Origin of the sequence: Streptomyces sp. NPDC049597, from assembly GCF_040675505.1 — a bacterium.
Lineage (GTDB): Bacteria > Actinomycetota > Actinomycetes > Streptomycetales > Streptomycetaceae > Streptomyces.
In genome coordinates, this window is the sequence record NZ_JBFAOY010000020.1 from 111,224 (window position 1) to 133,593 (window position 22,370).

Consider the following 22,370-nt stretch of genomic DNA (forward strand, 5'->3'; position numbering starts at 1 on the left):
GTCCATGAGCCAGCAGCCCGCCGAGGTCCCGGTCCAGCACCCCCAGCCGTCCGTCGCGTCCATAGCCGCGCACCGGCCGCACACCGTGGCCGCCACCGTCTCCGATCTCGAACCCGACATCGACGCGGATCTCGACACGTACGTCGAGGACGCGGAGCACGCGCTCGCCGGCGAGCTGCCCCAGGGGCGGTTCCTCGACCGCGAGCGCAGCTGGCTCGCGTTCAACGAACGTGTCCTGGAACTCGCCGAGGATCCGGCCACGCCCCTGCTGGAGCGGGCCAACTTCCTCGCCATCTTCGCGTCCAACCTTGACGAGTTCTTCATGGTCCGGGTGGCCGGACTGAAGCGCCGCATCGCCACCGGTGTCGCCACCCGCTCGGCCTCGGGCCTCCAGCCCCGCGAGGTCCTCGACCTGATCTGGACCCGCTCGCGCGAGCTCATGGCCCGCCACGCCGCCTGCTTCCAGCAGGACGTGGCCCCCGCGCTCGCCGACGAGGGCATCCACCTCATCCGCTGGCCCGAGCTCACCGAGAAGGAGCAGGCCCGCCTCTTCACCCTGTTCCGGCAGCAGATCTTCCCGGTCCTCACGCCGCTGGCCGTGGACCCCGCGCACCCGTTCCCGTACATCTCGGGACTGTCGCTGAACCTCGCCGTCGTCGTGCGCAACCCGGTCAGCGGCCACCGCCACTTCGCCCGTGTCAAGGTGCCGCCGCTGCTCTCCCGCTTCCTGGAGGCCAGCCCGCAGCGGTACGTGCCGCTGGAGGACGTCATCGCGGCGCACCTCGAAGAGCTGTTCCCCGGCATGGAGGTCCTCGCCCACCACATGTTCCGGGTGACCCGGAACGAGGACCTGGAAGTCGAGGAGGACGACGCCGAGAACCTGCTCCAGGCCCTGGAGAAGGAGCTCATGCGGCGCCGCTTCGGCCCGCCGGTCCGCCTGGAGGTCGAGGAGTCCATCGACCCGTACGTGCTCGACCTGCTGGTGCGCGAGCTGAAGGTGTCCGACGCCGAGGTGTACCCGCTGCCCGGGCCGCTGGACCTCACCGGCCTGTTCGGGATCTCGGCGCTGGACAGGCCCGAGCTGAAGTTCCCGAAGTTCGTCGCGGGCACGCACCGGGACCTGGCCGAGGTCGAGTCCGCGTCCGCGCCCGACATCTTCATGGCCCTGCGCGAACGGGACGTGCTGCTGCACCACCCGTACGACTCGTTCTCCACCTCCGTCCAGGCCTTCCTGGAGCAGGCAGCTGCCGACCCCGACGTCCTCGCCATCAAGCAGACGCTGTACCGCACCTCCGGCGACTCGCCGATCGTCGACGCGCTCATCGACGCCGCCGAGTCCGGCAAGCAGGTCCTCGTCCTCGTCGAGATCAAGGCCCGCTTCGACGAGCAGGCCAACATCAAGTGGGCGCGCAAGCTGGAGGAGGCCGGCTGCCATGTGGTCTACGGGCTCGTGGGCCTCAAGACGCACTGCAAGCTGTCGCTCGTCGTACGCCAGGAGGGCGAGACGCTGCGGCGCTACTCGCACGTCGGCACCGGCAACTACCACCCCAAGACCGCCCGGCTCTACGAGGACCTGGGGCTGCTGACGGCGGACCCGCAGGTCGGCGCGGACCTCTCCGACCTCTTCAACCGGCTCTCCGGCTACTCGCGCCGCGAGACCTACCGCAGGCTGCTGGTCGCGCCCAAGTCGCTGCGGGACGGGCTGATCTCGCGGATCAACAAGGAGATCACCCACCACCGCGCCGGACGCCCCGCCTACGTCCGCATCAAGGTCAACTCCATGGTGGACGAGGCGATCATCGACGCCTGCTACCGGGCGGCGACGGCGGGTGTCCCGGTCGACATCTGGGTACGCGGCATCTGCGCGATCCGCCCCGGCGTGGCCGGCCTCTCGGAGAACATCCGGGTGCGCTCGATACTCGGCCGCTTCCTGGAGCACTCCCGCATCTTCGCCTTCGGCAACGGGGGCGAGCCGGAGGTGTGGTTCGGAAGCGCCGACATGATGCACCGCAACCTCGATCGCCGTATCGAGGCACTGGTACGGGTCACCGACCCGGCCCACCGCGCGGCCCTGACCCGGCTGCTGGAGACGGGCATGTCCGACACCACGTCGTCCTGGCACCTCGGCCCGGACGGCGCGTGGACCCGGCACGCCACGGACTCCGACGGTCAGCCGCTGCGGCACGTACAGGAGATGCTCATAGACGCCCGGAGGCGCCGGCGTGCACAGCCCTGAACTATCCCGCGACACCGCCACGGCGGGCGAGGCGGTGGCCCACTACCTCCACGCGCAGGCGGGGGACTTCCTGCGCAGCCTGCGGCTGCACGGCGAGAGCGGTGCGGACACGGCGGGCGCCTCGGAGGCGGCGCGCGCCCTGCGGGCGGCGTCGCGCCGGATCAGCGGGACGCTGTACACCTTCCGTCCGCTGCTGGATTCGGCGTGGGCGGACAGCCTGCGTACGGAGCTGGGCTGGCTCTCCTCGACGCTGGCGCTGGAACACGCCTGCACCGCCCGCCTGTCCCGCCTGCTGGACGCCCTGTCCCGCCTGTCGGGCACGTCCCCGCTCCCGCCGGCGCGGACGGAGCTCTTCCCGCGCTACGCCGTCCCGGGCGGCCGGTGCACCACGGGGTCCGGACCGGGCGCCACGGGCACCGGGCCCTGCTCGTCGACGACCGCGCCGAGCACGGGCGATGCCGCCGGGCACAGCGTGAACGAGGCGGGGAGCCCGGGGTCGAGCGCCGTGGGCGGCGGGGGGTCCCCGGACGACGCCTTCGGCGCAGGTGAGGCTGCCCGGGCCGGCGGAAGCCCCGGCGGCCCGGCGCGCGGCGGGGCCCAGGCCCCGCGCGGTGGCGTGCTCAACGTCGGGGCCGCGCGGGCCGGCGCCCTGCTGGAGCGGCAGCTCACCCTCGCCCGGACGAGGGCGCACTCCGCCGCGCTGCAGGCCCTCGGCTCCTCCCGGTTCCACGCCGTCGCCGACGCCGTCGCCTTACTGGCCTCCGACCTCCCGCTGGCCCCCGCAGCCGCCGGCCCGGCCGCCGAGACGCTCGGCCTGCTCGCCGAGGTCGCGGAGCGTCGCCTGCTGGACGCCGTCGCCCAGCTCCCCCTGGGCCGCGCGGCCCACCCGTACAACGCGGACGCCCTGGTCAACGGCCTCGCGGCCGCCACTGCCGGCGAGGAGCAGGACGCCCCCTGGCACGAGGTCCGCAGGCTGGTGCGGCTGCACCGCTACGCCCAGGAGGTACTGCACCCCGCCGCCGCCCCGGTCCTGTGCCACGCCGGGCTGGTGCTGGACCACCACCGCGACGCCGCCGAGGCGTCCGAGGCGGCCGCGGCTGCCGCCCGTACGCCCCGGATCGCACCGGCCACCGCGTACGCCCTCGGTGTGCTCCACGCCGACCAGCGGCACGAGGTCGAGGCCGCCAGGTTCGCCTTCCAGCAGGAGTGGCGGCACACCACGGTGACGGTCGCCGCGCCATGAACGACGGCACGGTGCTGGCCGCAGGCGTCGTGCTCTGGCGCCGGTCGCCGCAGGGACCGGACGGCATCGAGATCTGCCTCGTCCACCGGCCCGAGTACGACGACTGGTCGCACCCGAAGGGCAAGCTCAAGCGCGGCGAGGACGCCCTCGGCGCCGCCCTGCGCGAGGTCCTGGAGGAGACCGGCCACCGGTGCGTCCCGGGGGCCCGGCTGCCCTCCGTCCGCTACATCGCGGGCGGGCGCCCCAAGCACGTCACGTACTGGGCCGCCGAGGCCCGCTCGGGGTCCTTCGCCGCCAGCCGCGAGGTCGACCGCATCGTCTGGCTGCCGCCCGCCGCCGCGCGCGAGCGCCTCACGCAGCCCCGCGACCGCACGCTGGTCGACGCCCTCCTCCAGGCGCTGCACACCGCCTGATCCCGCGCCGTGCCGAAGGGCCCACGCCCTCGATCAGGCCAATCCCGGCAGCGGCACCGGGCCGCCGGACACGGTTCACCTTGCGTTCACTCTCTCCCGTTGGTCACTTCACCTGATCTGCCTAATTTCGGCCGTACGCGGTGACCGGTACAGCGCCGGTCCCCCCACCCCCGACGCACGCCGCACGCGATCGCGGCAACTGGAAGGAACTCCCGAAAGTGAAGCTTCAGCGCAAGAACGGGCTTCGCGCCACCGCGCTCGGTGCCCTCGCCCTGTCCGGCGCCCTGGTCCTCACGGCGTGCGGTTCGGACGACAACACCGCTGCCGGCGGCTCCGGCGAGAAGACCGGCGCCGCGTCGAACATCAAGTGCGACGACGCCAAGGGCCAGCTCCTCGCGGCGGGCTCGACCGCGCAGAAGAACGCCATGGACCTGTGGGTCAAGAACTTCCAGGCCGCCTGCTCCGGCGTCGAGATCAACTACCAGGCCATCGGCTCCGGCGGCGGCATCACCAAGTTCAACCAGGGCCAGGTCGCCTTCGCCGGCTCCGACTCCGCGCTGAAGCCGGAGGAGGTCGAGGAGTCCAAGAAGATCTGCAAGGGCGGCCAGGGCATCAACCTGCCGATGGTCGGCGGCCCCGTCGCGATCGGCTACAACCTGGACGGCGTGGACAACCTGGTCCTGGACTCCTCCACCCTGGCGAAGATCTTCGACTCGAAGATCAAGAAGTGGAACGACAAGGCCATCGCCGACCTCAACCCCGGCGTGAAGCTGCCGGACACCGAGATCCAGGCCTTCCACCGCTCGGACGAGTCCGGTACGACGCAGAACCTGCACAAGTACCTCAGTGAGGCCGCCCCGGCCGACTGGAAGCACGACCCGAAGTCGAAGTCGTGGCTGGCCCCCGGTGGCCAGGCCGCCAACGGCTCCTCCGGCGTCGCCGCCCAGGTCAAGCAGACCCAGGGCTCCATCGGCTACTTCGAGCTGTCGTACGCGACCGCGCAGTCCATCGACACCGTCAAGCTGAACACCGGTGCCGCGGCCCCCGTCGAGGCCACGACGGAGAACGCCTCCAAGGCCATCGCCGCCGCCAAGATCAAGGGAACCGGCAGCGACCTGGCCCTGTCCCTCGACTACAAGACCAAGGCCGAGGGCGCGTACCCGATCATCCTCGTGACGTACGAGATCGCCTGCGACAAGGGCAACAAGGCGGAGACGCTGCCGACCCTGAAGGCGTTCCTCAACTACACCGTCAGCGACGAGGGCCAGAAGGTCCTCGCCGAGGCCGGCTACGCGCCGCTGCCCGCCGAGATCGCGGCCAAGGTCCGCGAGATCGTCCCCACCCTGGCCTGACGTCCGGCCGGGGCCGGTCCGCCACCGCGGGCCGGCCCCGGCATCCGGTGCACCGCCGCCTGGAGCCGATCGGCTCCGCAGACCGGAGACCCTGATGGATACAGCAACCACCACCACGAACCCACCGCTCGGCGCGCCGCCGTCCGAGGGCGGCAGCCGAGCGAAGCTCCGCCCCGGCGACCGCGTCTTCCTGGGCATGTCCCGGGGTGCGGGCATCTTCCTTCTGGTGATCATGGCCGCGATCGCGGGATTCCTCGCGTACCGCGCCGGCATCGCCATCTCGAAGGACGACGCGAACTTCCTCACCGCCTCCGAGTGGAACCCGGCCGGCGACCCGCCGGTCTTCGGCATCGCCGTACTGGCCTTCGGCACGGTCGTGAGCTCGGTCATCGCCATGGTCATCGCCGTGCCGGTCGCGATCGGCATCGCGCTGTTCATCTCGCACTACGCGCCGCGCAAGGTCGCCGCCCCGCTGGCGTACGTCGTCGACCTGCTCGCCGCCGTCCCCAGCATCATCTACGGCCTGTGGGGCGCCATCTTCCTGGTCCCCTACCTCGACGGCCTGAACAGCTGGCTCGACGAGTACCTCGGCTGGACCTACATCTTCGACAAGACCAGCGAGGGTGTCGCCCGCAACCTGTTCACGGTGGGCATCCTGCTGGCGATCATGATCCTTCCGATCATCACCAACGTCACCCGTGAGGTCTTCCTCCAGGTGCCGCGGATGCACGAGGAGGCCGCTCTCGCCCTCGGCGCCACCCGCTGGGAGGTCATCCGCATGTCGGTGCTGCCCTTCGGCCGCTCCGGCATCATCAGCGCCTCCATGCTGGGCCTCGGCCGCGCGCTCGGCGAGACGATGGCCGTCGCGGTCGTCCTGTCCCCGAGCTTCCTCATCTCCGGGCACCTGCTGGACCCGGGCGGCGGCACGTTCGCGCAGAACATCGCCGCGAAGTTCAACGAGGCAGACGAGTTCGGCCGTGACGCGCTGATCGCCTCCGGCCTCGTCCTCTTCGTCATCACCCTGCTGGTCAACGGAGCGGCCCGCGCGATCATCGCCCGCCGCAAGGAGTACTCGGGGGCCAACGCATGAGCAAGGTCATTGAGGACACGCGTGTGGTGCCCGCCGCCGTACGCCCCGCCCCCCTGTCCCACGCGCGCATGCCGCGATGGGCGCCGGCGGCCATCGCGGTCGGCTCGATCGCCGCGGGCTGCGCGATCGGCCTGGGCGCCGGCTGGCACAGCCGCGTCCAGTGGGGCCTGATCGCCGCGCTGATCTTCGTCGCCGCGACCTTCGTCATCACGAGCAAGGTGGAGAACATCCGCCAGGCCAAGGACCGCGTCGCCACCAGCGTCGTCTGGGTGTGCTTCGTCCTGGCGGTCGTGCCGCTGCTCTCCCTCGCCTGGGTGACCGTCAGCAAGGGCCTCGAGGTCGTCGACGGCTACTTCCTCAGCCACTCGATGAACGGCGTGCTGGACGCGCAGCCCGGCGGCGGTATCTACCACGCGCTGCTCGGCACCGTCGAGCAGGTCCTGATCGCCACGGTGATCGCCGCCCCGATCGGCATGCTCACCGCGATCTACCTGGTCGAGTACGGACGCGGGAAGCTGGCGAAGGCCGTCACGTTCTTCGTCGACGTCATGACCGGCATCCCGTCGATCGTCGCGGGCCTGTTCGTCCTGGCCACGTGGAACCTGATGCTCGGCTTCGGCCCCTCCGGCTTCGCCGGCGCCATCGCGCTCGCGATCCTGATGATGCCGGTGGTCGTCCGTTCCACCGAGGAGATGCTGAAGCTGGTCCCGAACGAGCTGCGCGAAGCCTCGCTCGCTCTCGGCGTGCCCAAGTGGCGGACCATCCTGAAGGTGGTCCTGCCCACCGCGATCGGCGGCATCACGACCGGCGTGATGCTCTCCGTCGCGCGCGTCACGGGTGAGACCGCCCCCGTGCTGCTGCTCGTGTTCGGTACGAAGCTGATCAACCCGAACCCCTTCGAAGGCGCCCAGTCCTCCCTGCCGCTGTACGTGTACGAGCAGTACGCGGTCGGCACGGACGCCTCGATCGCGCGCGCCTGGGGCGCCGCGCTGGTGCTGATCGCCTTCGTCATGCTCCTCAACCTGGTCGCCCGCGGCATCGCCCGCTGGAAGGCCCCGAAGACCGGCCGCTGAGGCCACCGGAAGTGAAGTGATCCCCATGGCCAAGCGAATCGACGTCAGCGGCCTGACCGCCTACTACGGCTCCCACAAGGCGATCGAGGACATCTCGATGACGGTGGAGCCCCGCTCCGTGACGGCCTTCATCGGCCCGTCCGGCTGCGGCAAGTCCACGTTCCTGCGCACCCTGAACCGCATGCACGAGGTCACCCCCGGTGGCCGCGTCGAGGGCAAGGTGATGCTGGACGACGAGAACCTCTACGGCTCGGGTGTCGACCCGGTCGCGGTGCGCCGCACGGTCGGCATGGTCTTCCAGCGGCCGAACCCGTTCCCGACTATGTCGATCTTCGACAACGTCGCGGCGGGTCTGCGGCTGAACGGGAACTACAAGAAGTCCGAGCTGAGCGACATCGTCGAGAAGTCCCTCAAGGGCGCGAACCTCTGGAACGAGGTCAAGGACCGCCTCAACAAGCCGGGCTCGGGTCTGTCCGGCGGTCAGCAGCAGCGTCTGTGCATCGCCCGCGCGATCGCGGTCGAGCCCGACGTGCTGCTGATGGACGAGCCCTGCTCGGCGCTCGACCCGATCTCGACGCTCGCGATCGAGGACCTGATCGGTGAGCTGAAGGAGCGCTTCACGATCGTCATCGTGACGCACAACATGCAGCAGGCGGCGCGCGTCTCGGACCGCACGGCGTTCTTCAACCTGGCGGCGGTCGGTCAGCCCGGCAAGCTCATCGAGATCGACGACACGGAGCGGATCTTCGCCAACCCGTCCGTCCAGGCGACCGAGGACTACATCTCGGGTCGCTTCGGATAAGACGTCTTGGGGTGCTGCATGGCGGTGCCACCCACAAGACGACGGGCCCGCCCCCTCTCCCAGGGGGCGGGCCCCCGCACGTCCCGGGGGGCCCGGCCTCGGGGCACGTGCCGTAGCCGGCGCCCGCCGGGCGCAGAGCCTTCGCGGCGAAGCCGCGGAGCTCGGGGCTGCCTGAACCGGCTGGGAGCCGGGGCAGAGTGCAGAGCCCGGAGTGACACCCTCCGGGACCGGCCGGCGCACGCACGGGACACGAGGAGTCGCATCCCCCAGGCGTGCCGGGCCCGGCGCGAAGCGCCACGCCCGCACCCGTCAGGACGCACGGTCGGGGGTCCGGGCCGAAGCCCCGAAATGCCCGCGCCCGTCAGGTGCCCAGGCCACCTGGGGCGAAGCCCCAGACGCCCGCGCCCGCAGGGCGCACGCTCGGGCTTTGGGGCGAAGCCACGAGACCGCCCGCGCCCGTGAGGGCGCAGAGCCACGGCCCCGGGGCGACGCCCCGAAACGCCCGCGCCCGTCAGGACGCACGGCCGGGGGTCCGGGCCGAAGCCCCAAAAGAGCCCCGCGCCCGTCAGCGCGCACAGCCACGGCCCCGGGCGAAACCCCGAAAGCCCCGCGCCCGCAGGGCGCAGGGCCGGGGGGGGCTGGGGCGGAGCCCCAGTTCGGGAAGGGGCGGGGTGGGGGAAACGCAAAGGCCCCGCCACCCCGAAGCGCGGCAGGGCCCCGACACACCCCCGGCGTCAGCCGAAGATCAGATACACCACGCCATAGCTCAGCGCAGCGACCACCGCCGCAGCCGGCATCGTGATGAACCACCCCAGCACGATGTTCTTCGCGACCCCCCACCGCACCGCGTTCACCCGCTTCGTCGCCCCGACACCCATGATCGCCGAGGTGATCACGTGCGTCGTCGAGATCGGCGCGTGGAACAGGAACGCCGAGCCGAACATGATCGACGCCCCCGTCGTCTCCGCCGCGAACCCCTGCGGCGGGTCCAGCTCGATGATCTTGCGGCCCAGCGTCCGCATGATGCGCCAGCCGCCCGCGTACGTGCCCAGCGACAGCATCAGCGCGCAGGCGATCTTCACCCACAGCGGGATCGGGTCGCCCGCGGTCTCCACATCGGCGATGACCAGGGCCATCACCACGATGCCCATGGTCTTCTGGGCGTCCTGCAGACCGTGACCGAGGGCCATACCGGCCGCCGACACCGTCTGCGCGATACGGAAACCGTGCTTCGCCTTGTGCGGATTGGCCTTCCGGAACATCCACAGGATCACGACCATCACCAGATAGCCGGCGATCATGCCGACGAACGGCGACACGAACATCGGGATGACGATCTTCTCGACCACCCCGTTCCAGATGACGTCCGTCCCACCCGCGAGCGCCGCGCCGACCATCCCGCCGAACAGCGCGTGCGACGAGGAGGACGGCAGCCCGAAGTACCAGGTGACCAGGTTCCACACGATCGCCCCGACGAGGGCGGCGAACAGGATGCCCATGCCGCGGTCGCCGTGCGGGGTCTCGATGAGCCCCTCGCTGACCGTCTTGGCGACGCCCTGTCCGAGGAACGCGCCCGCGAGGTTCATCACCGCGGCCATCGCCAGCGCCACGCGCGGTGTCAGGGCACGCGTGGAGACGGAGGTCGCGATCGCGTTCGCGGAGTCGTGGAAGCCGTTGGTGTACGTGAATCCGAGCGCGACACCAATGGTCACGATCAGGGCAAAGGTGTCCACGAAGCTCAGGACTCCTTGACCGCGATGGTCTCCACCGTGTTCGCGACGTGCTCGAACGCGTCGGCGGCCTCTTCCAGCACGTCCACGATCTGCTTGAGCTTGAGCACCTCGATGGCGTCGTACTTGCCGTTGAAGAGGTGGGCCAGCAGCTTGCGGTGGATCTGGTCCGCCTGGTTCTCCAGCCGGTTGACCTCGATCCAGTACTCGGTGAGATTGTCCATGGTGCGCAGGTGCGGCATGGCCTCGGCGGTCAGCTCCGCCGCCCGCGCCAGGACCTCGATCTGCTGCTCGACACCCTTGGGGAGTTCTTCGATGTTGTAGAGGACGACGAGGTCGACGGCCTCCTCCATGAAGTCCATGATGTCGTCGAGCGACGACGCGAGCGAGTAGATGTCCTCGCGGTCGAACGGCGTGATGAACGAGGAGTTCAGCTGGTGGAAGATCGCATGGGTGGCGTCGTCCCCGGCGTGCTCGGCTGCCCGCATCCGTTCCGCGATCTCGGCCCGCGCGGAGGAATCCGCACCGAGCAGTTCCATCAGGAGCTTCGAGCCGGTCACGATGTTGTCCGCGGATGCGGCGAACATGTCGTAGAAGCTCGTCTCCCTGGGGGTCAGACGAAAACGCACGTGGGGTCCTCGGGGTGCTTTGGATTCGGTCAGGCTGATGCTAGGCGCATCATCCGGCCACGGCTAACCGGCAAGGTCCCAGTGTCGCCCATGAACCACCGCGATCGGCACAGACCCCCACGGGTTTCCGTACGATTCGTTACCATATACCCACGAGGGGTATGCCACCCCTTTATGGACAACGGGAGGACGCGATGACGACCACCGAGGCGGCCGGCCCCCCGGTCACGGACCCCGCCACCGACCACGACAAGGGCGTCCACGGCTACCACAAGCAGAAGAACGAGCACCTCAAGCGGCTGCGCCGCATCGAGGGGCAGATCCGGGGCCTGCAGCGGATGGTCGACGAGGACGTCTACTGCATCGACATACTCACCCAGGTCTCGGCCTCGACCAAGGCACTCCAGTCCTTCGCGCTCCAGCTCCTGGAGGAGCACCTGCGGCACTGTGTCGCGGACGCGGCCGTCAAGGGCGGCGCCGAGGTGGACGCCAAGGTGGAGGAGGCGACGAAGGCGATCGCTCGCCTGCTGCGCACCTGACCAGGCCGTTTCGACCGTTTCGCCCGCCCCGCCCCGTTGTCGCCCGCGCGGCGCGGGGCGCCGCGACTGGCTTGATCCATACGCTCCCGGTCAACGGCGAGTGGCGATCATCACCCGCCGAGCGCCCCCGCCGGCCTCTCCGCCGCGACCATCAGCACCTCGTCGATGCGGTCGGCACTGAGCCGCTCCTCGTCGGCGGCGGCCGCGGCGATCATCAGCTCGCCGTACAGTTCGATCTCGGCGAGGGCGACGGCCACGTGGTCCTGCTGGACCGTCGTCGTACTGGGCGGAGCCACGCGCAATCACCTCTTCCGGCCGATGTCGGTTCCCTAGCGTAGGGAGCGTGACACGCACCGCGCATGGCACGTCCGGACCATTTGGAACCTGGCCTTCCCGGGCCCCTCGCACCCGCCCCCGCACGCCGGGCGCGCCCCGCGCACCGGGGTGCCCCGCACGCCGTGGCGGCCCGCATCGGCGCGGCTCAGGCCCTGATCTTCCCGGAGTAGATGTCCTTCGCGGCCGGAAGCCGTACGTCCACCGGCGTCCCGAAGTCGAACAGCACGGTCGTCGACGTGACCGCCACCGTCCGGCCCTCGTTCGCGAAGGTGAAACGATGCCGGACCTTGAGCAGCCGGCCCGCATCGTCGAGGTACGCGTCGAAGGGGACCACGTCCTTGGTGAACCCTTTCGCCGCCGCCTCCAGCGACGCCCGCGCGTGCGGCTGTGCCGCCGACGCCGCCCTGCCGATGTCCGTCGTCCCCCGGAAGTGCCGCACCTTCCGGCCGGCCATCTCCGTCTCCCCCAGGTACGTCACCCGCTCGATGCCGCGCAGCAGCTCGGCGGCAGCCAGCGGGTCGGTCGCGCCGCCGGTGACGAGGTTCCCGTCCTCCAGCGTGGTCGTGTCGACCCGTACCCACTTGTCCGCGGGCACACCGGCGCCCCGGTTCTTCATGTACAGCGCGCCCGGCGTGAACAACTCCGTGATCGGCTCGTGCCCGGTCTCACCGGCGGGGTCGGGCGGGAGGACGACGGTGAGCCGGCCCATGCGCCGGGCGAAGTCGTAACCGCCCTCGCCGCGGATGGTGACCCGGGTCCCGCCGGCCGCCATCTCCATCGAGGTGCGGGCCCTGGAGCTCTTCGCCCCCGCCAGCACGTCCGCCGCCCTGCGGACCTCCTCCGCCGAGCCCCGGACCTTGCCGTCCTCGGCGGCACCCGCGCCGGAGCACCCGGTGGCGGCCATCACCCCCACCACGGTCGCCGCGACGGCGATCGCGCCGCCCCTGCGCCTGTGCTGCTGCACCACCATCGCCTGCCAACCCCCAACGCCGGACCGCTGCTTGGACGGATCGCGCCCGTGCCCCTCGGCCCGAGGGGCCCGTGGGCACCCGCCTCGCATAACGACGGCCCGGTCACCTCGTCACGCCGGGCCCCGGGCGTCGCGACACGCTCGGGCGCAGTACGGTTGACGGGTGCACCAGCAGGATCTGCCCGTCGGTAATCCGGCGCACCTGACCACGACCGTCGAGCGTGGTTCCTTCGCCGTCGCCCGTTGCAGCTGCGGCTGGTCGGGGCCCGCCCGACGGTCCCGCGACCGGGCGCGCACGGACGCCCGTGCACACGCCGTCGCCTCCTGACACGGCCCGGCGCCTGCAGACTCGCGGAACCCGCCCCGGCCCCGTACCGTCTCCTCTCCCAGGAGGCCCCATGGACCGTCGTGCGCTGCTCACCACCGTTGTCGCTGTCACCACCGCTGTGACCACCGCTGCCTGCACCCGCAGAAACGGCGGTGCCGCCGAGGCGAGCGTGACCACCGCCCCGGCCGCCGGCACGCCGACGGCCGCGCGGACGCCGGCCCGCGCCGCCGACTGGAGCGCGCTGGCCCGCGGTCTCGACGGGAAGCTGATCCGGCCGGGGGACGCCGACTACGCGAGCGCCCGGCAGCTGTACAACACCCGCTTCGACGGTCAGAAGCCGGCCGCGGTCGCGTACGTCGCGGGTGAGGACGACGTCAAGGAGTGCCTGGCGTACGCGAAGGCGCACGGCGTCCCGGTGTCCATCCGCAACGGCGGCCACTCCTACGGCGGTTGGTCGTCCGGCAACGGCAGGCTCGTCGTCGACGTGTCGTCACTGGACCGCATCGGCGCCGACGGCGTCATCGGCGCGGGCGCCAAACTCGTCGACGTCTACAAGGTCCTTGCCCGCCGCGGCCGTACGATCCCCGCGGGCTCCTGCCCCACGGTCGGCATCTCCGGCCTCACACTCGGCGGCGGACACGGTGTCACCTCGCGCGCCTACGGCCTGACCTGCGACAGCCTGACCGAGGCGACGCTCGTCACCGCCGACGGCAGGACGCTGACCGCGAGCGCCACGGAGAACAAGGAGCTCTTCTGGGCGCTGCGCGGCGGCGGGAACGGCAACTTCGGCGTGGTGACCGGCTTCCGGTTCCGTACGCACCCGGCGCCGCGGACCGTCACCGCCTACCTGACCTGGCCCTGGTCCAGGGCCGCGGCCGTCATCACCGCCTGGCAGCGCTGGGGGCCGGCCCAGCCGGACGAGATCTGGTCGTCGCTGCACCTGGCCGCGGGCCCCGGCGGCGTACGTCCGACGCTCTCCGTCGCGGCCTTCACGCTCGGCCGCGAGAGCGACCTGCGCGATGCCCTCGACCGGCTGGCCGACGCCGCGGGCTCGCCCGCGTCCTCGGTGGCGCTGCGACCGCGCAGCTATCTGGACGCGATGCTCGCGTACGCGGGCTGCCTCTCCCTCACGGACGACCAGTGCCGCCTGCCCGGCACCACGCCGGGCCGCTCCAAGCAGGGTGCGCTGCCGCGCGAGACGTACACGGCGGCGTCCGACTTCTTCGACCGCGACCTGACGCCGGCCGGGGTGCAGGCGCTGCTCGCGGCGGCCGAGGCGTTCACCCGCATCCCGGCGGCCCGGGGCGGCGGCGGCTCGATCGCGCTGACCGCGCTCGGCGGCGCGGTCAACAGGGTGGACCCGCTGGCGACCTCGTTCGTGCACCGGCGTTCGCGGATGCTGGCCCAGTACATCGCCGCCTGGCGGCCGGGCACGTCCGGCTCGGCCCAGCAGTCCTGGCTGAGGAACGCCCACGCGTCGATGCGGCGGTACGCCTCGGGCGCGGCGTACCAGAACTATCCGGACCCGAACCTGCGCGACTGGCGCCGGGCCTACTACGGCCCCGCGGCGGACCGGCTCACGCGCCTGAAGCGGCAGTACGACCCGGGTCGCCTCTTCGCCCAGCCGCAGGGCCTGTGAGGCCGCCTGCCGCCGAAGACCCCTATGCCGCCAGGCCGTTCTCGCCCGCTCCCGCCTCCTCCGTACGCGCCTCCGGGATGTCCAGCGGCTCCGTGACCAGCGCGGTGCCGGGGGCGCGCCGGGAGCGCACGAGCCGGGACAGGCGGCGCGAACCGGCGACCGCGGAGACCAGCGGGGTGAGCAGCGCCAGGGCGAGCGGGGCGAGCAGCAGGGTCACGGCGGTGCCGAGCGCGAAGCCGCCGATGACGTCGGTCGGGTAGTGCACGCCCATGTAGACGCGGCAGAAGCCCTCGGCCGCGGCGAGGGCGAGCGCGGCGAGACCGAACCTGCGGTGGGCGATGAAGAGTCCGGCGCCGAACGCCATCGCCAGCGTGGCGTGGTCGCTGACGAAGGAGAAGTCGGTCTTGCCCGCGACGAGGACCTCCAGGCCCTCGTGGTCGACGAACGGCCGGGGCCGTTCGACGAATCCGCGGATGGGGATGTTGACCAGCAGGGCGATCCCGGCCGCGAGCGGCGTCCAGACCAGGCCGGCGACGGCGGCGACGGAGTCCTCGACGGTGCCGCGCCTGCGGACGCTCCACCAGCACCAGAGGGTGACCAGCACCAGGCCGAGCATGATGCCGTACTCGCCGACGAACTCCATGGTCCGGTCGAACCAGCCCGGTGCGTCCTTGGCCATGCCGTTGATGTCGTAGAGCAGGCCCACATCGGGGTTCGTCCCGCTTCTCGTCGCTGTCAGGGGGAACCCGATTGCGAGTCCAGACATCTGCCGCGGCCCCTTGCCTTGTGCCACCGGCGCACGTGCCTGTGCGCCGCTCTGCCGACCCCCGTGGTGAGTCCGGTGTGCTGCATGGTCAGTGCGGCCGTCCCTGTCAAGGGAACGACATGCTCCCCGGTGTCGTTCCACTCTCCACCGAACGATCACCATGACGTTATCGAAGAGTGACACGTCGTCGCAGCTCAGAGCCCGGGCCCAGCAGTCGCATTCCAGCCACCGGGCAGCTGTCTCACGCTGCAGGCAGGTCGGTCGGCAGGGCCGCCGCACCCTCCTTCGTGACGCGGGTCGCGCCGAAGTAGTCCGGCGTGTCGATCTTGTCGAACCGGATCACCGCGCCGGTGTACGGAGCGTTGATCATGTACCCCCCGCCGACGTAGATGCCGACGTGCCGGATCGCGCGGGAGTTGGTCAGGTCGTCCGAGAAGAAGACCAGGTCCCCTGGCAGCAGTTCCTCGCGCGAGGGGTGCGGACCGGCGTTGTACTGGTCGTTGGCCACGCGCGGCAGTTCGATGCCCACCGTGCGGTACGCGGCCTGGGTGAGGCCCGAGCAGTCGAAACGGCCGCCCTGCTCGGGCGTGCCGTTGCCGCCCCACAGGTACTTGGTGCCGAGCTTCTGCTGCGCGAAGTAGATGGCCCCGGCGGCCTGGCGCGACGGCTCGACCCTGCCGACGGGCCGCGCGAAGCTCTTCTCCAGACTCCGGATGACCTTCACGTAGTTCTGCGTCTCGCGGTACGGGGGGACGCCGCCGTACTTGATGACCGCGTACGCACCGGCGTTGTAGGCGGCCAGCATGTTGTCGGTCGGATCACCGGGCGCCTTGCGAACATATCCGGCCAGTTCGCAGTCGTACGAAGCGGCGGACGGAATCGCGTCGGCCGGGTCCCACACGTCGCGGTCGCCGTCCTTGTCTCCGTCTATCCCGTGCGTGGCCCACGTCCCCGGGATGAACTGAGCGATGCCCTGCGCGGCGGCCGGGCTCTGCGCCTTCGGGTTCCAGCCGCTCTCCTGGTAGAGCTGGGCGGCGAGCAGGGCCGGGTTGATGGCGGGGCACAGGTTTCCCCACTTCTGCACCAGCGGCTGGTAGCGCGCGGGCACTGCCCCCTTCGCCAGGGCGACGGCGCCGCCCTTGACGCCCCCGCCGAACAGGCCGGCGGCGGCCGAGTAGGTGCCGACGACAAGCAGCGCGACGAAGCTCAGACACAGCCCCACGGACGCGCCCGCGATCAGCCACGCCTTACGCACCGTCAATCACCTTTCACTCCGTGGCAGTACACCCGGAGTCAGTGTAGGTGGCGGGTGCGCCGTTCCGGGGGTGGACGACTCACCGTGGCCGGACCGCATCGGCGCGGCGCCGGACACCGGCGCACGCGCCGGCGCTCACGCGAGTCACCCGACCCAACTCCGCTCCGTAACAGGCTGCTTGGCGTGAAAGAGCGTCGCCCCCGGGCGGGGGGCTTACGGTCGCGGGTGGGGCAGCGGCAGCGTGGCCGGCGCCGGTCGCGCGGACACGTGCCCGCACAGATGGTCTGGACCACTTGCCGCTACTCTGTGTAATGCAGCCAGGAAGGCTGAGGTCAGATCCCCTCCGGTGACCACGGCGGGGCCAGCAACACAGGAGCACACGTGAAGAACTCTGCGATCGTGACCGACGCACCGGGCACGGAGGACACGCAGAACGGGGGCCTGAGGGGGGCTGTCGCCGCACGCCGGCAGGGCCGCCGCGACGACGCGGGCGGCACCGCCGCCACGGTGACGTTCATCGCGCTGCTGGGCATCGCGGTCGCCCTGCTCGGCTACATGGTCGTCTCCGGCTGAAGCCCGCGGCCACCAGGAGGGGCTCGCGTCACCCGCAGGGGTAACGCGGGCCCCTTCACGTACCACCAGCCTCTGGAGCATCCGGTTACCGGCAGGTAGCGTGTGCCGTACACCCATCCCCCCGAGGTGTCAGTGGAAGGCGGCCCCGCATGACGGACCTCCAGGCGTTCTTCGAGCGACTCTCCGAGGACCGCTACGCGCCCACCGAACACACCCGCGGCCCGTGGGACGCCGCATCCCAGCACGCCGGCCCGCCCGCCGCGCTCCTCGGCCGCGCCCTGGAGGAACGCCCCGGCGCGCGCGCCGACATGAGGCTCGCCCGGGTCACGTACGAGATCCTGCGCCCGGTGCCGATACGCCCCCTGACCGTCGCCGCCTCCGTCGTGCGCGTCGGCAGGAGCGTGGAGGTCGCCGAGGCCACGCTGACCCCCGAGGGCGCGGACGCGCCGGTGATGCTGGCGCGGGCACTGCGCGTGCGGACCACCGACGAGCCGGGCCCCTCCGTCGCGCAGGGCCCGCTCCTGCCCTCGCCCGAGGACACGGCCGCCACGCCCTTCTTCGGCGTCCCGTGGGACGTCGGCTACCACACGGCGATGGAGAGCCGTTTCGCCGAGGGATCCTGGCTGGACCAGGGGCCTGGGACGTGCTGGATGCGCATGCGCGTACCGCTGATCTCCGGTGAGGAGACCCGCCCCCTGGACCGCGTCCTCGTCGCCGCCGACTCGGGCAACGGGATGAGCAACGTCCTGGACTTCTCCCGGCACGTGTTCATCAACCCCGACCTGACGGTCCATCTGCACCGCCACCCCGTGGGCGAGTGGGTCTGCGTCGAGGCGCGCACCAGCGTGGACGAGGCGGGCATCGGCCTGGCGGACGCCCGGCTCCACGACGAGAAGGGCCCCATCGGCCGCGGCGCCCAGAGCCTGTTCATCAGCCCCCGCTGACCCGCGCCGCGCCGCTACGCCTTGCGCCCCACGCCCGCGAACATCGCGACCTCGTCCGGCATCGCGGGGTCCCCCTTGTCCGGGCGCCAGCGGTTGCAGGAAACGATCCCCGGTTCCAGCAGCTCGAGCCCCTCGAAGTAGCGGGCCAGCTGGTCCGGGGTGCGCTGCGTGAGGCGGGGCGTGCCGTGCTCGTTCCAGAAGGCGACCGCTGCGTCCACGTCCGGCATCGCGGGGCTGGTGATCGTGTGGGACAGAACGAGGTGACTGCCGGGCGCCAGGGCGTCCATGAGCCGGCGCACCAGGGCGTACGACTCCTCGTCGTCCTCGACGAAGATGACGACGCCGAGCAGCATGAGCCCGACGGGCCGGCTCAGGTCCAGCGTCTTCGCCGCGCGCTCCAGGATCGTGTCCGTGTCCCGCAGATCGGCGTCGAGGTAGTCCGTGACGCCTTCCGGACTGCTGGTGAGCAGGGCACGGGCGTGGACGAGGACGAGCGGGTCGTTGTCCACGTACACGATCCGCGACTCGGGCGCGACGCGCTGCGCCACCTCGTGGGTGTTGTCGGCGCTGGGCAGCCCCGTGCCGATGTCGAGGAACTGCCGGATCCCGGCCTCACCGGCCAGGTACCGCACCGCCCGTCCGAGGAACCGCCGGTCGGCGAGCGCGTACTCCCCGATCCCGGGGTGCAGCTTGCGGATCTGGTCGCCGGCCTCCTGGTCGACGGGGTAGTTGTCCTTGCCACCCGTCCAGTAGTTCCAGATCCTGGCGGTGTGGGGCCGGGACGTGTCGATGCGGTCGAGGGCGTGCGCGTTGTCGGTCACGCCCGTCAGCCTAGTCAACTCCCGTTGCGCTGGGGAGGGTTGGCGGACTGGCTGAAAGGCGCGGGGTGCTGCAACGGCTTGGCCGGCCCAGCCGTCGTACCTCGTGCACCCGCGTTCGACTTTCTTGGAGGTACGCCATGCGACGGTTGACGACGGTCGCTGCCGCACTCGCGCTGACGGGCGCCGGGCTCGTCGGCACGGCCTGCGCCGCGACCGACCAGGCGGACAGGGCCGACACCGTGACCCGCACCGCGACGGGGGCGGCGAGCACCCCCGGCCACCCGCGAACGACCGGTCCGACGGACGCCACCGGCCCGACGGAAACCAGCGGCCCGACGGACGCCACCGGCAAGGCAGGTCCGGCCACCACCGGAACGGCGTGCTCGATCGCCTGGGGCAGCGGCACGAAGTCGGCCACGGAGTCGAAGTCCGGTCCGCTGAAGAACGTCAGGACCAGCCGGCACGCCTGCTACGACCGCATGGTCTTCGACATCACCGGGCCGGCGCGCGGGACCGGCTACCACGTGGGCTACGTCGACACGTTCCACCAGGACGGCTCCGGCGAGCGGATAGCGGTGAGCGGTGGAGCGATCCTCCAGGTCCACGTCTCCGCACCGAGCTACGACCCGGCGACGCTGAAGCCGACCTACGCCGGGAAGGCCGGGCAGCGACTGCCGGAAGTGAACGTCCGCGACTACAGGACGTTCAAGGACACCAGGTTCGGCGCGAGCTACGAGGGCCAGACCCAGGTCGCCCTGGGCATCCGTGCCAAGCTCCCCTTCCGGGTGCTCCGCTCCGACGACCGCCTGATCGTGGACGTCGCGCACAAGTGGTAGACCGGAGGCGGTCAGCCGGGCCGGGCGCTGTCCCCGTCCCCGTACCGGGGCAGGTCACCGGTGGCCAGGCGGAGCGCGAGCGGCTCAGGTAGCGGAACCTCTTCGCCGTACGCGCCCGGCAGGGTGTCCTGGTAGCTGCTGCCGTCCGGCTTCGTATGCAGGGCCCAGGTGCCGTGGCGCGGATCGACGACGAGCAGGGCACGGACGCCGGCGACGGCGTACCAGTCGGCTTTCTGGGTGATGTCCCGGGCCTTCTCGGACTGGGAGACGACCTCGACGGCGAGCTCGACGTCGCGCGGGTCGAGCAGCCAGTCGTCGGACGACAGGAACTCTGCGGGGCAGACGGTGAGATCCGGCGTCACGTAATCGTCCGGGTCCTCGGGCATGAGGACGGAAACCATCTCCGCCGCCACGAGCGACTGCGGCAACTCCGGTCGGATCATCTCCTCCAGCCGGTAGATCACCCCCGCGTGCTTGCCGCGGGGAGTCGGGGACATCACGAGGCTTCCTCCCACGATCTGCACGCGCAGACCCGTCGCCGCCTCGATCTTCTGGGCGACCTCACGCAGATTCCCGGGGCGCGGACGGGGACGCAGCGGCGGCAGTACAGACATCGTGGACGGCCTCCATCCCTGCCACTCGGGCTCCTCGGCTGCGCGGTCGGGACCAGGGGGAGGCCCGGTGTCCCGTTCGGCGACGCCTCCACCGTACTGCCAGGCATAGTCGTGGGCCTCGGACACGACCGCCTCCTTTCTGCGACACATTCACCACACACCGTCACGGTACGACTCGACACTGACAACGCCTCGCCCTCAAGGGGCGTACCGGGGCAGGCCACAAGTCGAGAGGGAGCGAGACAGAGGTGCGGGCAGGGGGATGTCCTGGCCGTATCGACCGCCGCGGGTCTCCCCGTAACGCCCGTCGCGCGGGCGGGAACGGAGCATCCAGGTGCCGTGGCGGGGGTCGACAACCATCAAGGCCGGTATGCAGGCGACGGCGTACCAGTCAGCTTTCTGGGTGGCGTCCCGGGCCTTCTCCTGCCGGGACACGACTTCGACCGCGAGGGCGATCTCACCCCCCTCGCCGCGGACGACGAGGTCGGGCACCGCGAAGTCGTCCGGATCCATAGGCATCGCGACGGGCACGCCGCACTCGGCGGGCAGCGTGGCAGCGAGCCGCCGCACCACCTCGGCCCGCATCACACAGTCCGTACGGGACAGGACAAGGCCGCCACCGAGGACCTCGACGCGTAAGCCCGTCGCGCGCGAGATCGTCCTCGCCAAGTCGCGCGGGCTGCGCGGCAGCAGTCGCGCGAGCACGCGCCCGCCGATCACGCCCGTCCCCCGCCCAGCTCGACCCAGAGCAGCTTCCCGCCCTGCGGCAGCGCGGTCGCACCCCAGGCGTCGACGCAGTGCGCGACGAGACACAGCCCCCGCCCGCCCTCGGCATCCGGCTCCGGCCGCCGCGGCAGCCCTTCGAAGGGCGCGGGGAGGTCGGGGCTGGTGTCCCACACCCCGAGCCTGACCCGCCCCTGCCCGGCGGCCCCCAACCGCAGCCCGTACGGGCCGTCGGTGTGCCGCAGGGCGTTGGTCACGAGCTCCGACGCGAGCAACTCGGCGCTCTCCGCGAGCCGTGCGAGGCTGTGCGCGTTCAGGACGGCCCGCAGGGTGTGCCGGGCGATGCCGGGAGCCCGGGGATCCTGCGGGAGTTGGAGGGAGTAGGTCCAGGGCGGGGTTACGGTGGGCATGGAAGTCTCCTCGACGGAGGGCGCGTTGGCTGGCTGGACTGAGATGCCTGGTGACCAGGTCGCTCCGTCGAGCGGGGTGCTTCCAGGCGGGTGGCCTGAGACACACCGTAGGGCGCAGCATGGAATACATTCCATGAATCCCAAGGAATCCATTCCAGTTACCCTCTTGTGGGTGACCCACTCGGGGAGATTCGATGACGCCGAGCCTCACTCCAACCGCCCGTCGCCAGCGCCTGGGTACCGAGTTGCGCAAGCTGCGGGAGCGAGCCGGCCTCACCGCGACACAGGCCGCCGCCCTGCTGGGTGGCAACCAGGCCAGGATCAGCAACATCGAGGCTGGTCGGTACGGCGTCAGCGCCGAGCGTGTTCGAGCGTTGGCCTGCCATTACGACTGCGCCGATGCCGAACTCGTCGAAGCACTCGCGGCAATGACCGGCGACCGCAGGCGCGGATGGTGGGAGGAGTACCGCGAGATCCTGTCCAACGGCCTGCTCGACCTGGCCGAGCTGGAGCACCACGGCCGCCGCCTGCGTACCGCCCACACCTCGGGCATCCCGGGCCTGCTCCAAACCCTCGACCACGCGCGCGAGATCATGCGCCAAGTAGTCCCCGCACTACCGCCATCGGACGTGGAACACCGCATCTCGTTCCGCATCAAACGCCAGGCGGTGCTGGACCGCCAGGACGCCGTCCCTTACCAGGCCGTCATTCACGAGGCCGCCCTGCGCATGAGGTTCGGCGGTCGGAGCGTCGCGATCCGACAGCTCCAGCACCTGCTGGACACAGGACAGCGGGACCACATCACCATCAGAGTGATCCCATTCGCGGCGGGCGCGTTTCCCGGCTCTGGCCAGCCGCTGTACTACGTGCACGGCCCGGTGCCCGAACTCGACACGGTCCAGCTGGACCAGGCCCACGGTCCCGTGCTGCTGGACGCAGAGGCGCAGTTGCACAAGTACCGGCAGGTCTTCGCCCGACTGGAGAGCCTCGCCCTGGACGCGACCGAGTCCGCCGACTTCATCCACAACATCGCCAAGGACCTGTGAGG

At 71.2% G+C, this 22,370-nt stretch carries 24 protein-coding genes; 14 read left to right on the plus strand and 10 right to left on the minus strand.

From position 1 onward, the window contains the following. The first annotated feature begins 4 nt into the window (after positions 1–4). The 7 genes from AB0K02_RS22585 (at position 5) to pstB (ending at position 8,209) form a co-directional block, all read left to right on the plus strand. On the plus strand, positions 5–2,236 hold the full coding sequence (locus AB0K02_RS22585; protein WP_365994291.1) for an RNA degradosome polyphosphate kinase: 2,232 nt from the start codon (positions 5–7) through the stop codon (positions 2,234–2,236). Beyond that, positions 2,223–3,479, plus strand: coding sequence for a CHAD domain-containing protein (locus AB0K02_RS22590; protein WP_365994293.1), 1,257 nt, complete (start codon positions 2,223–2,225; stop codon positions 3,477–3,479). The genes AB0K02_RS22585 and AB0K02_RS22590 overlap by 14 nt, the downstream gene beginning before the upstream one ends. After that, entirely contained in the window at positions 3,476–3,892 is a 417-nt protein-coding gene (locus AB0K02_RS22595; protein ID WP_365994294.1) for an NUDIX hydrolase, read from the plus strand. Before AB0K02_RS22590 ends, AB0K02_RS22595 begins: the two co-directional genes overlap by 4 nt. 218 nt (positions 3,893–4,110) lie before the next feature. Continuing rightward, complete coding sequence (gene pstS, locus AB0K02_RS22600) at positions 4,111–5,244, plus strand: phosphate ABC transporter substrate-binding protein PstS (protein WP_365994295.1); 1,134 nt, start codon at positions 4,111–4,113, stop codon at positions 5,242–5,244. 94 nt (positions 5,245–5,338) lie between these two features. Beyond that, entirely contained in the window at positions 5,339–6,334 is a 996-nt protein-coding gene (gene pstC, locus AB0K02_RS22605; RefSeq protein WP_365994296.1) for a phosphate ABC transporter permease subunit PstC, read from the plus strand. Continuing rightward, positions 6,331–7,407 (plus strand): phosphate ABC transporter permease PstA, encoded by a 1,077-nt coding sequence (gene pstA / locus AB0K02_RS22610; RefSeq protein WP_365994297.1) that lies wholly within the window; start codon positions 6,331–6,333, stop codon positions 7,405–7,407. Before pstC ends, pstA begins: the two co-directional genes overlap by 4 nt. A gap of 25 nt (positions 7,408–7,432) precedes the next feature. After that, the gene (gene pstB / locus AB0K02_RS22615) at positions 7,433–8,209 is read left to right on the plus strand and encodes a phosphate ABC transporter ATP-binding protein PstB (protein WP_365994298.1); all 777 of its coding nucleotides are present in this window, start codon (positions 7,433–7,435) and stop codon (positions 8,207–8,209) included. A gap of 734 nt (positions 8,210–8,943) precedes the next feature. Here the strand turns inward: pstB and AB0K02_RS22620 are convergent. Both AB0K02_RS22620 and AB0K02_RS22625 read right to left on the minus strand, forming a co-directional pair. After that, positions 8,944–9,942 (minus strand): inorganic phosphate transporter, encoded by a 999-nt coding sequence (locus tag AB0K02_RS22620; protein ID WP_365994299.1) that lies wholly within the window; start codon positions 9,940–9,942, stop codon positions 8,944–8,946. A 5-nt stretch (positions 9,943–9,947) separates the two neighbouring features. Continuing rightward, the gene (locus AB0K02_RS22625) at positions 9,948–10,568 is read right to left on the minus strand and encodes a DUF47 family protein (protein WP_046778610.1); all 621 of its coding nucleotides are present in this window, start codon (positions 10,566–10,568) and stop codon (positions 9,948–9,950) included. A 194-nt stretch (positions 10,569–10,762) separates the two neighbouring features. On the opposite strand from AB0K02_RS22625, the gene AB0K02_RS22630 reads away from it, so the two are divergent. After that, positions 10,763–11,107 carry a metal-sensitive transcriptional regulator gene (locus tag AB0K02_RS22630; RefSeq protein WP_365994300.1) on the plus strand — a complete coding sequence of 115 codons (345 nt, stop codon included), beginning with the start codon at positions 10,763–10,765 and terminating at the stop codon, positions 11,105–11,107. Between the two features lie 110 nt (positions 11,108–11,217). Here AB0K02_RS22630 and AB0K02_RS22635 read toward each other — a convergent pair whose 3' ends face one another. Together AB0K02_RS22635 and AB0K02_RS22640 are read right to left on the minus strand one after the other, a co-directional pair. Further along, positions 11,218–11,403, minus strand: coding sequence for a hypothetical protein (locus AB0K02_RS22635; RefSeq protein ID WP_365994301.1), 186 nt, complete (start codon positions 11,401–11,403; stop codon positions 11,218–11,220). Between the two features lie 185 nt (positions 11,404–11,588). Beyond that, entirely contained in the window at positions 11,589–12,413 is an 825-nt protein-coding gene (locus AB0K02_RS22640) for a hypothetical protein (RefSeq protein ID WP_365994302.1), read from the minus strand. Positions 12,414–12,576: 163 nt separating this feature from the next. On the opposite strand from AB0K02_RS22640, the gene AB0K02_RS22645 reads away from it, so the two are divergent. Beyond that, positions 12,577–12,741, plus strand: a complete 165-nt coding sequence (locus tag AB0K02_RS22645; protein WP_365994303.1) for a hypothetical protein — start codon at positions 12,577–12,579, stop codon at positions 12,739–12,741. A gap of 70 nt (positions 12,742–12,811) precedes the next feature. Further along, positions 12,812–14,380: an FAD-binding oxidoreductase gene (locus AB0K02_RS22650; protein ID WP_365994304.1), complete on the plus strand. Its 1,569-nt coding sequence runs from the start codon at positions 12,812–12,814 to the stop codon at positions 14,378–14,380. A gap of 22 nt (positions 14,381–14,402) precedes the next feature. Here the strand turns inward: AB0K02_RS22650 and AB0K02_RS22655 are convergent, their stop codons facing one another. Beyond that, positions 14,403–15,146, minus strand: coding sequence for a phosphatase PAP2 family protein (locus AB0K02_RS22655; protein ID WP_365994305.1), 744 nt, complete (start codon positions 15,144–15,146; stop codon positions 14,403–14,405). A gap of 241 nt (positions 15,147–15,387) precedes the next feature. Next, the gene (locus tag AB0K02_RS22660; protein WP_365994306.1) at positions 15,388–16,401 is read right to left on the minus strand and encodes a bifunctional lytic transglycosylase/C40 family peptidase; all 1,014 of its coding nucleotides are present in this window, start codon (positions 16,399–16,401) and stop codon (positions 15,388–15,390) included. Positions 16,402–16,782: 381 nt separating this feature from the next. Here AB0K02_RS22660 and AB0K02_RS22665 point away from each other — a divergent pair, with 381 nt between their 5' ends. Both AB0K02_RS22665 and AB0K02_RS22670 read left to right on the plus strand, forming a co-directional pair. Beyond that, positions 16,783–16,974 carry a hypothetical protein gene (locus AB0K02_RS22665; RefSeq protein WP_365994307.1) on the plus strand — a complete coding sequence of 64 codons (192 nt, stop codon included), beginning with the start codon at positions 16,783–16,785 and terminating at the stop codon, positions 16,972–16,974. A 149-nt stretch (positions 16,975–17,123) separates the two neighbouring features. Beyond that, positions 17,124–17,918 carry a thioesterase family protein gene (locus AB0K02_RS22670; protein ID WP_365994308.1) on the plus strand — a complete coding sequence of 265 codons (795 nt, stop codon included), beginning with the start codon at positions 17,124–17,126 and terminating at the stop codon, positions 17,916–17,918. A gap of 14 nt (positions 17,919–17,932) precedes the next feature. Here AB0K02_RS22670 and AB0K02_RS22675 read toward each other — a convergent pair whose 3' ends face one another. After that, the gene (locus AB0K02_RS22675; RefSeq protein WP_365994309.1) at positions 17,933–18,739 is read right to left on the minus strand and encodes an SAM-dependent methyltransferase; all 807 of its coding nucleotides are present in this window, start codon (positions 18,737–18,739) and stop codon (positions 17,933–17,935) included. A 137-nt stretch (positions 18,740–18,876) separates the two neighbouring features. On the opposite strand from AB0K02_RS22675, the gene AB0K02_RS22680 reads away from it, so the two are divergent. Further along, on the plus strand, positions 18,877–19,575 hold the full coding sequence (locus tag AB0K02_RS22680; protein WP_365994310.1) for a hypothetical protein: 699 nt from the start codon (positions 18,877–18,879) through the stop codon (positions 19,573–19,575). Between the two features lie 11 nt (positions 19,576–19,586). Here the strand turns inward: AB0K02_RS22680 and AB0K02_RS22685 are convergent, their stop codons facing one another. From AB0K02_RS22685 to AB0K02_RS22695, 3 genes are all read right to left on the minus strand, one after another. After that, the gene (locus AB0K02_RS22685; RefSeq protein ID WP_365994311.1) at positions 19,587–20,315 is read right to left on the minus strand and encodes a Uma2 family endonuclease; all 729 of its coding nucleotides are present in this window, start codon (positions 20,313–20,315) and stop codon (positions 19,587–19,589) included. Positions 20,316–20,387: 72 nt separating this feature from the next. After that, positions 20,388–20,909: a Uma2 family endonuclease gene (locus tag AB0K02_RS22690; protein ID WP_365994312.1), complete on the minus strand. Its 522-nt coding sequence runs from the start codon at positions 20,907–20,909 to the stop codon at positions 20,388–20,390. Then, positions 20,906–21,322: an ATP-binding protein gene (locus tag AB0K02_RS22695; RefSeq protein WP_365994313.1), complete on the minus strand. Its 417-nt coding sequence runs from the start codon at positions 21,320–21,322 to the stop codon at positions 20,906–20,908. The genes AB0K02_RS22690 and AB0K02_RS22695 overlap by 4 nt, the downstream gene beginning before the upstream one ends. 194 nt (positions 21,323–21,516) lie before the next feature. Between AB0K02_RS22695 and AB0K02_RS22700 the strand changes: the two genes are divergently transcribed. Next, positions 21,517–22,368: a helix-turn-helix transcriptional regulator gene (locus AB0K02_RS22700; RefSeq protein WP_365994314.1), complete on the plus strand. Its 852-nt coding sequence runs from the start codon at positions 21,517–21,519 to the stop codon at positions 22,366–22,368. Positions 22,369–22,370: the final 2 nt, after the last annotated feature.

Coding starts and splice junctions, on each gene's coding strand:
- AB0K02_RS22640 (WP_365994302.1), bottom strand. CDS start 12,413: ATGGTGGTGCAGCAGCACAGGCGCAGGGGCGGCGCGATCGCCGTCGCG.
- pstB (WP_365994298.1), top strand. CDS start 7,433: ATGGCCAAGCGAATCGACGTCAGCGGCCTGACCGCCTACTACGGCTCC.
- AB0K02_RS22595 (WP_365994294.1), top strand. CDS start 3,476: ATGAACGACGGCACGGTGCTGGCCGCAGGCGTCGTGCTCTGGCGCCGG.
- AB0K02_RS22585 (WP_365994291.1), top strand. CDS start 5: ATGAGCCAGCAGCCCGCCGAGGTCCCGGTCCAGCACCCCCAGCCGTCC.
- AB0K02_RS22670 (WP_365994308.1), top strand. CDS start 17,124: ATGACGGACCTCCAGGCGTTCTTCGAGCGACTCTCCGAGGACCGCTAC.
- pstA (WP_365994297.1), top strand. CDS start 6,331: ATGAGCAAGGTCATTGAGGACACGCGTGTGGTGCCCGCCGCCGTACGC.
- AB0K02_RS22700 (WP_365994314.1), top strand. CDS start 21,517: ATGACGCCGAGCCTCACTCCAACCGCCCGTCGCCAGCGCCTGGGTACC.
- AB0K02_RS22680 (WP_365994310.1), top strand. CDS start 18,877: ATGCGACGGTTGACGACGGTCGCTGCCGCACTCGCGCTGACGGGCGCC.
- AB0K02_RS22695 (WP_365994313.1), bottom strand. CDS start 21,322: ATGCCCACCGTAACCCCGCCCTGGACCTACTCCCTCCAACTCCCGCAG.
- AB0K02_RS22630 (WP_365994300.1), top strand. CDS start 10,763: ATGACGACCACCGAGGCGGCCGGCCCCCCGGTCACGGACCCCGCCACC.
- AB0K02_RS22650 (WP_365994304.1), top strand. CDS start 12,812: ATGGACCGTCGTGCGCTGCTCACCACCGTTGTCGCTGTCACCACCGCT.
- AB0K02_RS22655 (WP_365994305.1), bottom strand. CDS start 15,146: ATGTCTGGACTCGCAATCGGGTTCCCCCTGACAGCGACGAGAAGCGGG.
- pstC (WP_365994296.1), top strand. CDS start 5,339: ATGGATACAGCAACCACCACCACGAACCCACCGCTCGGCGCGCCGCCG.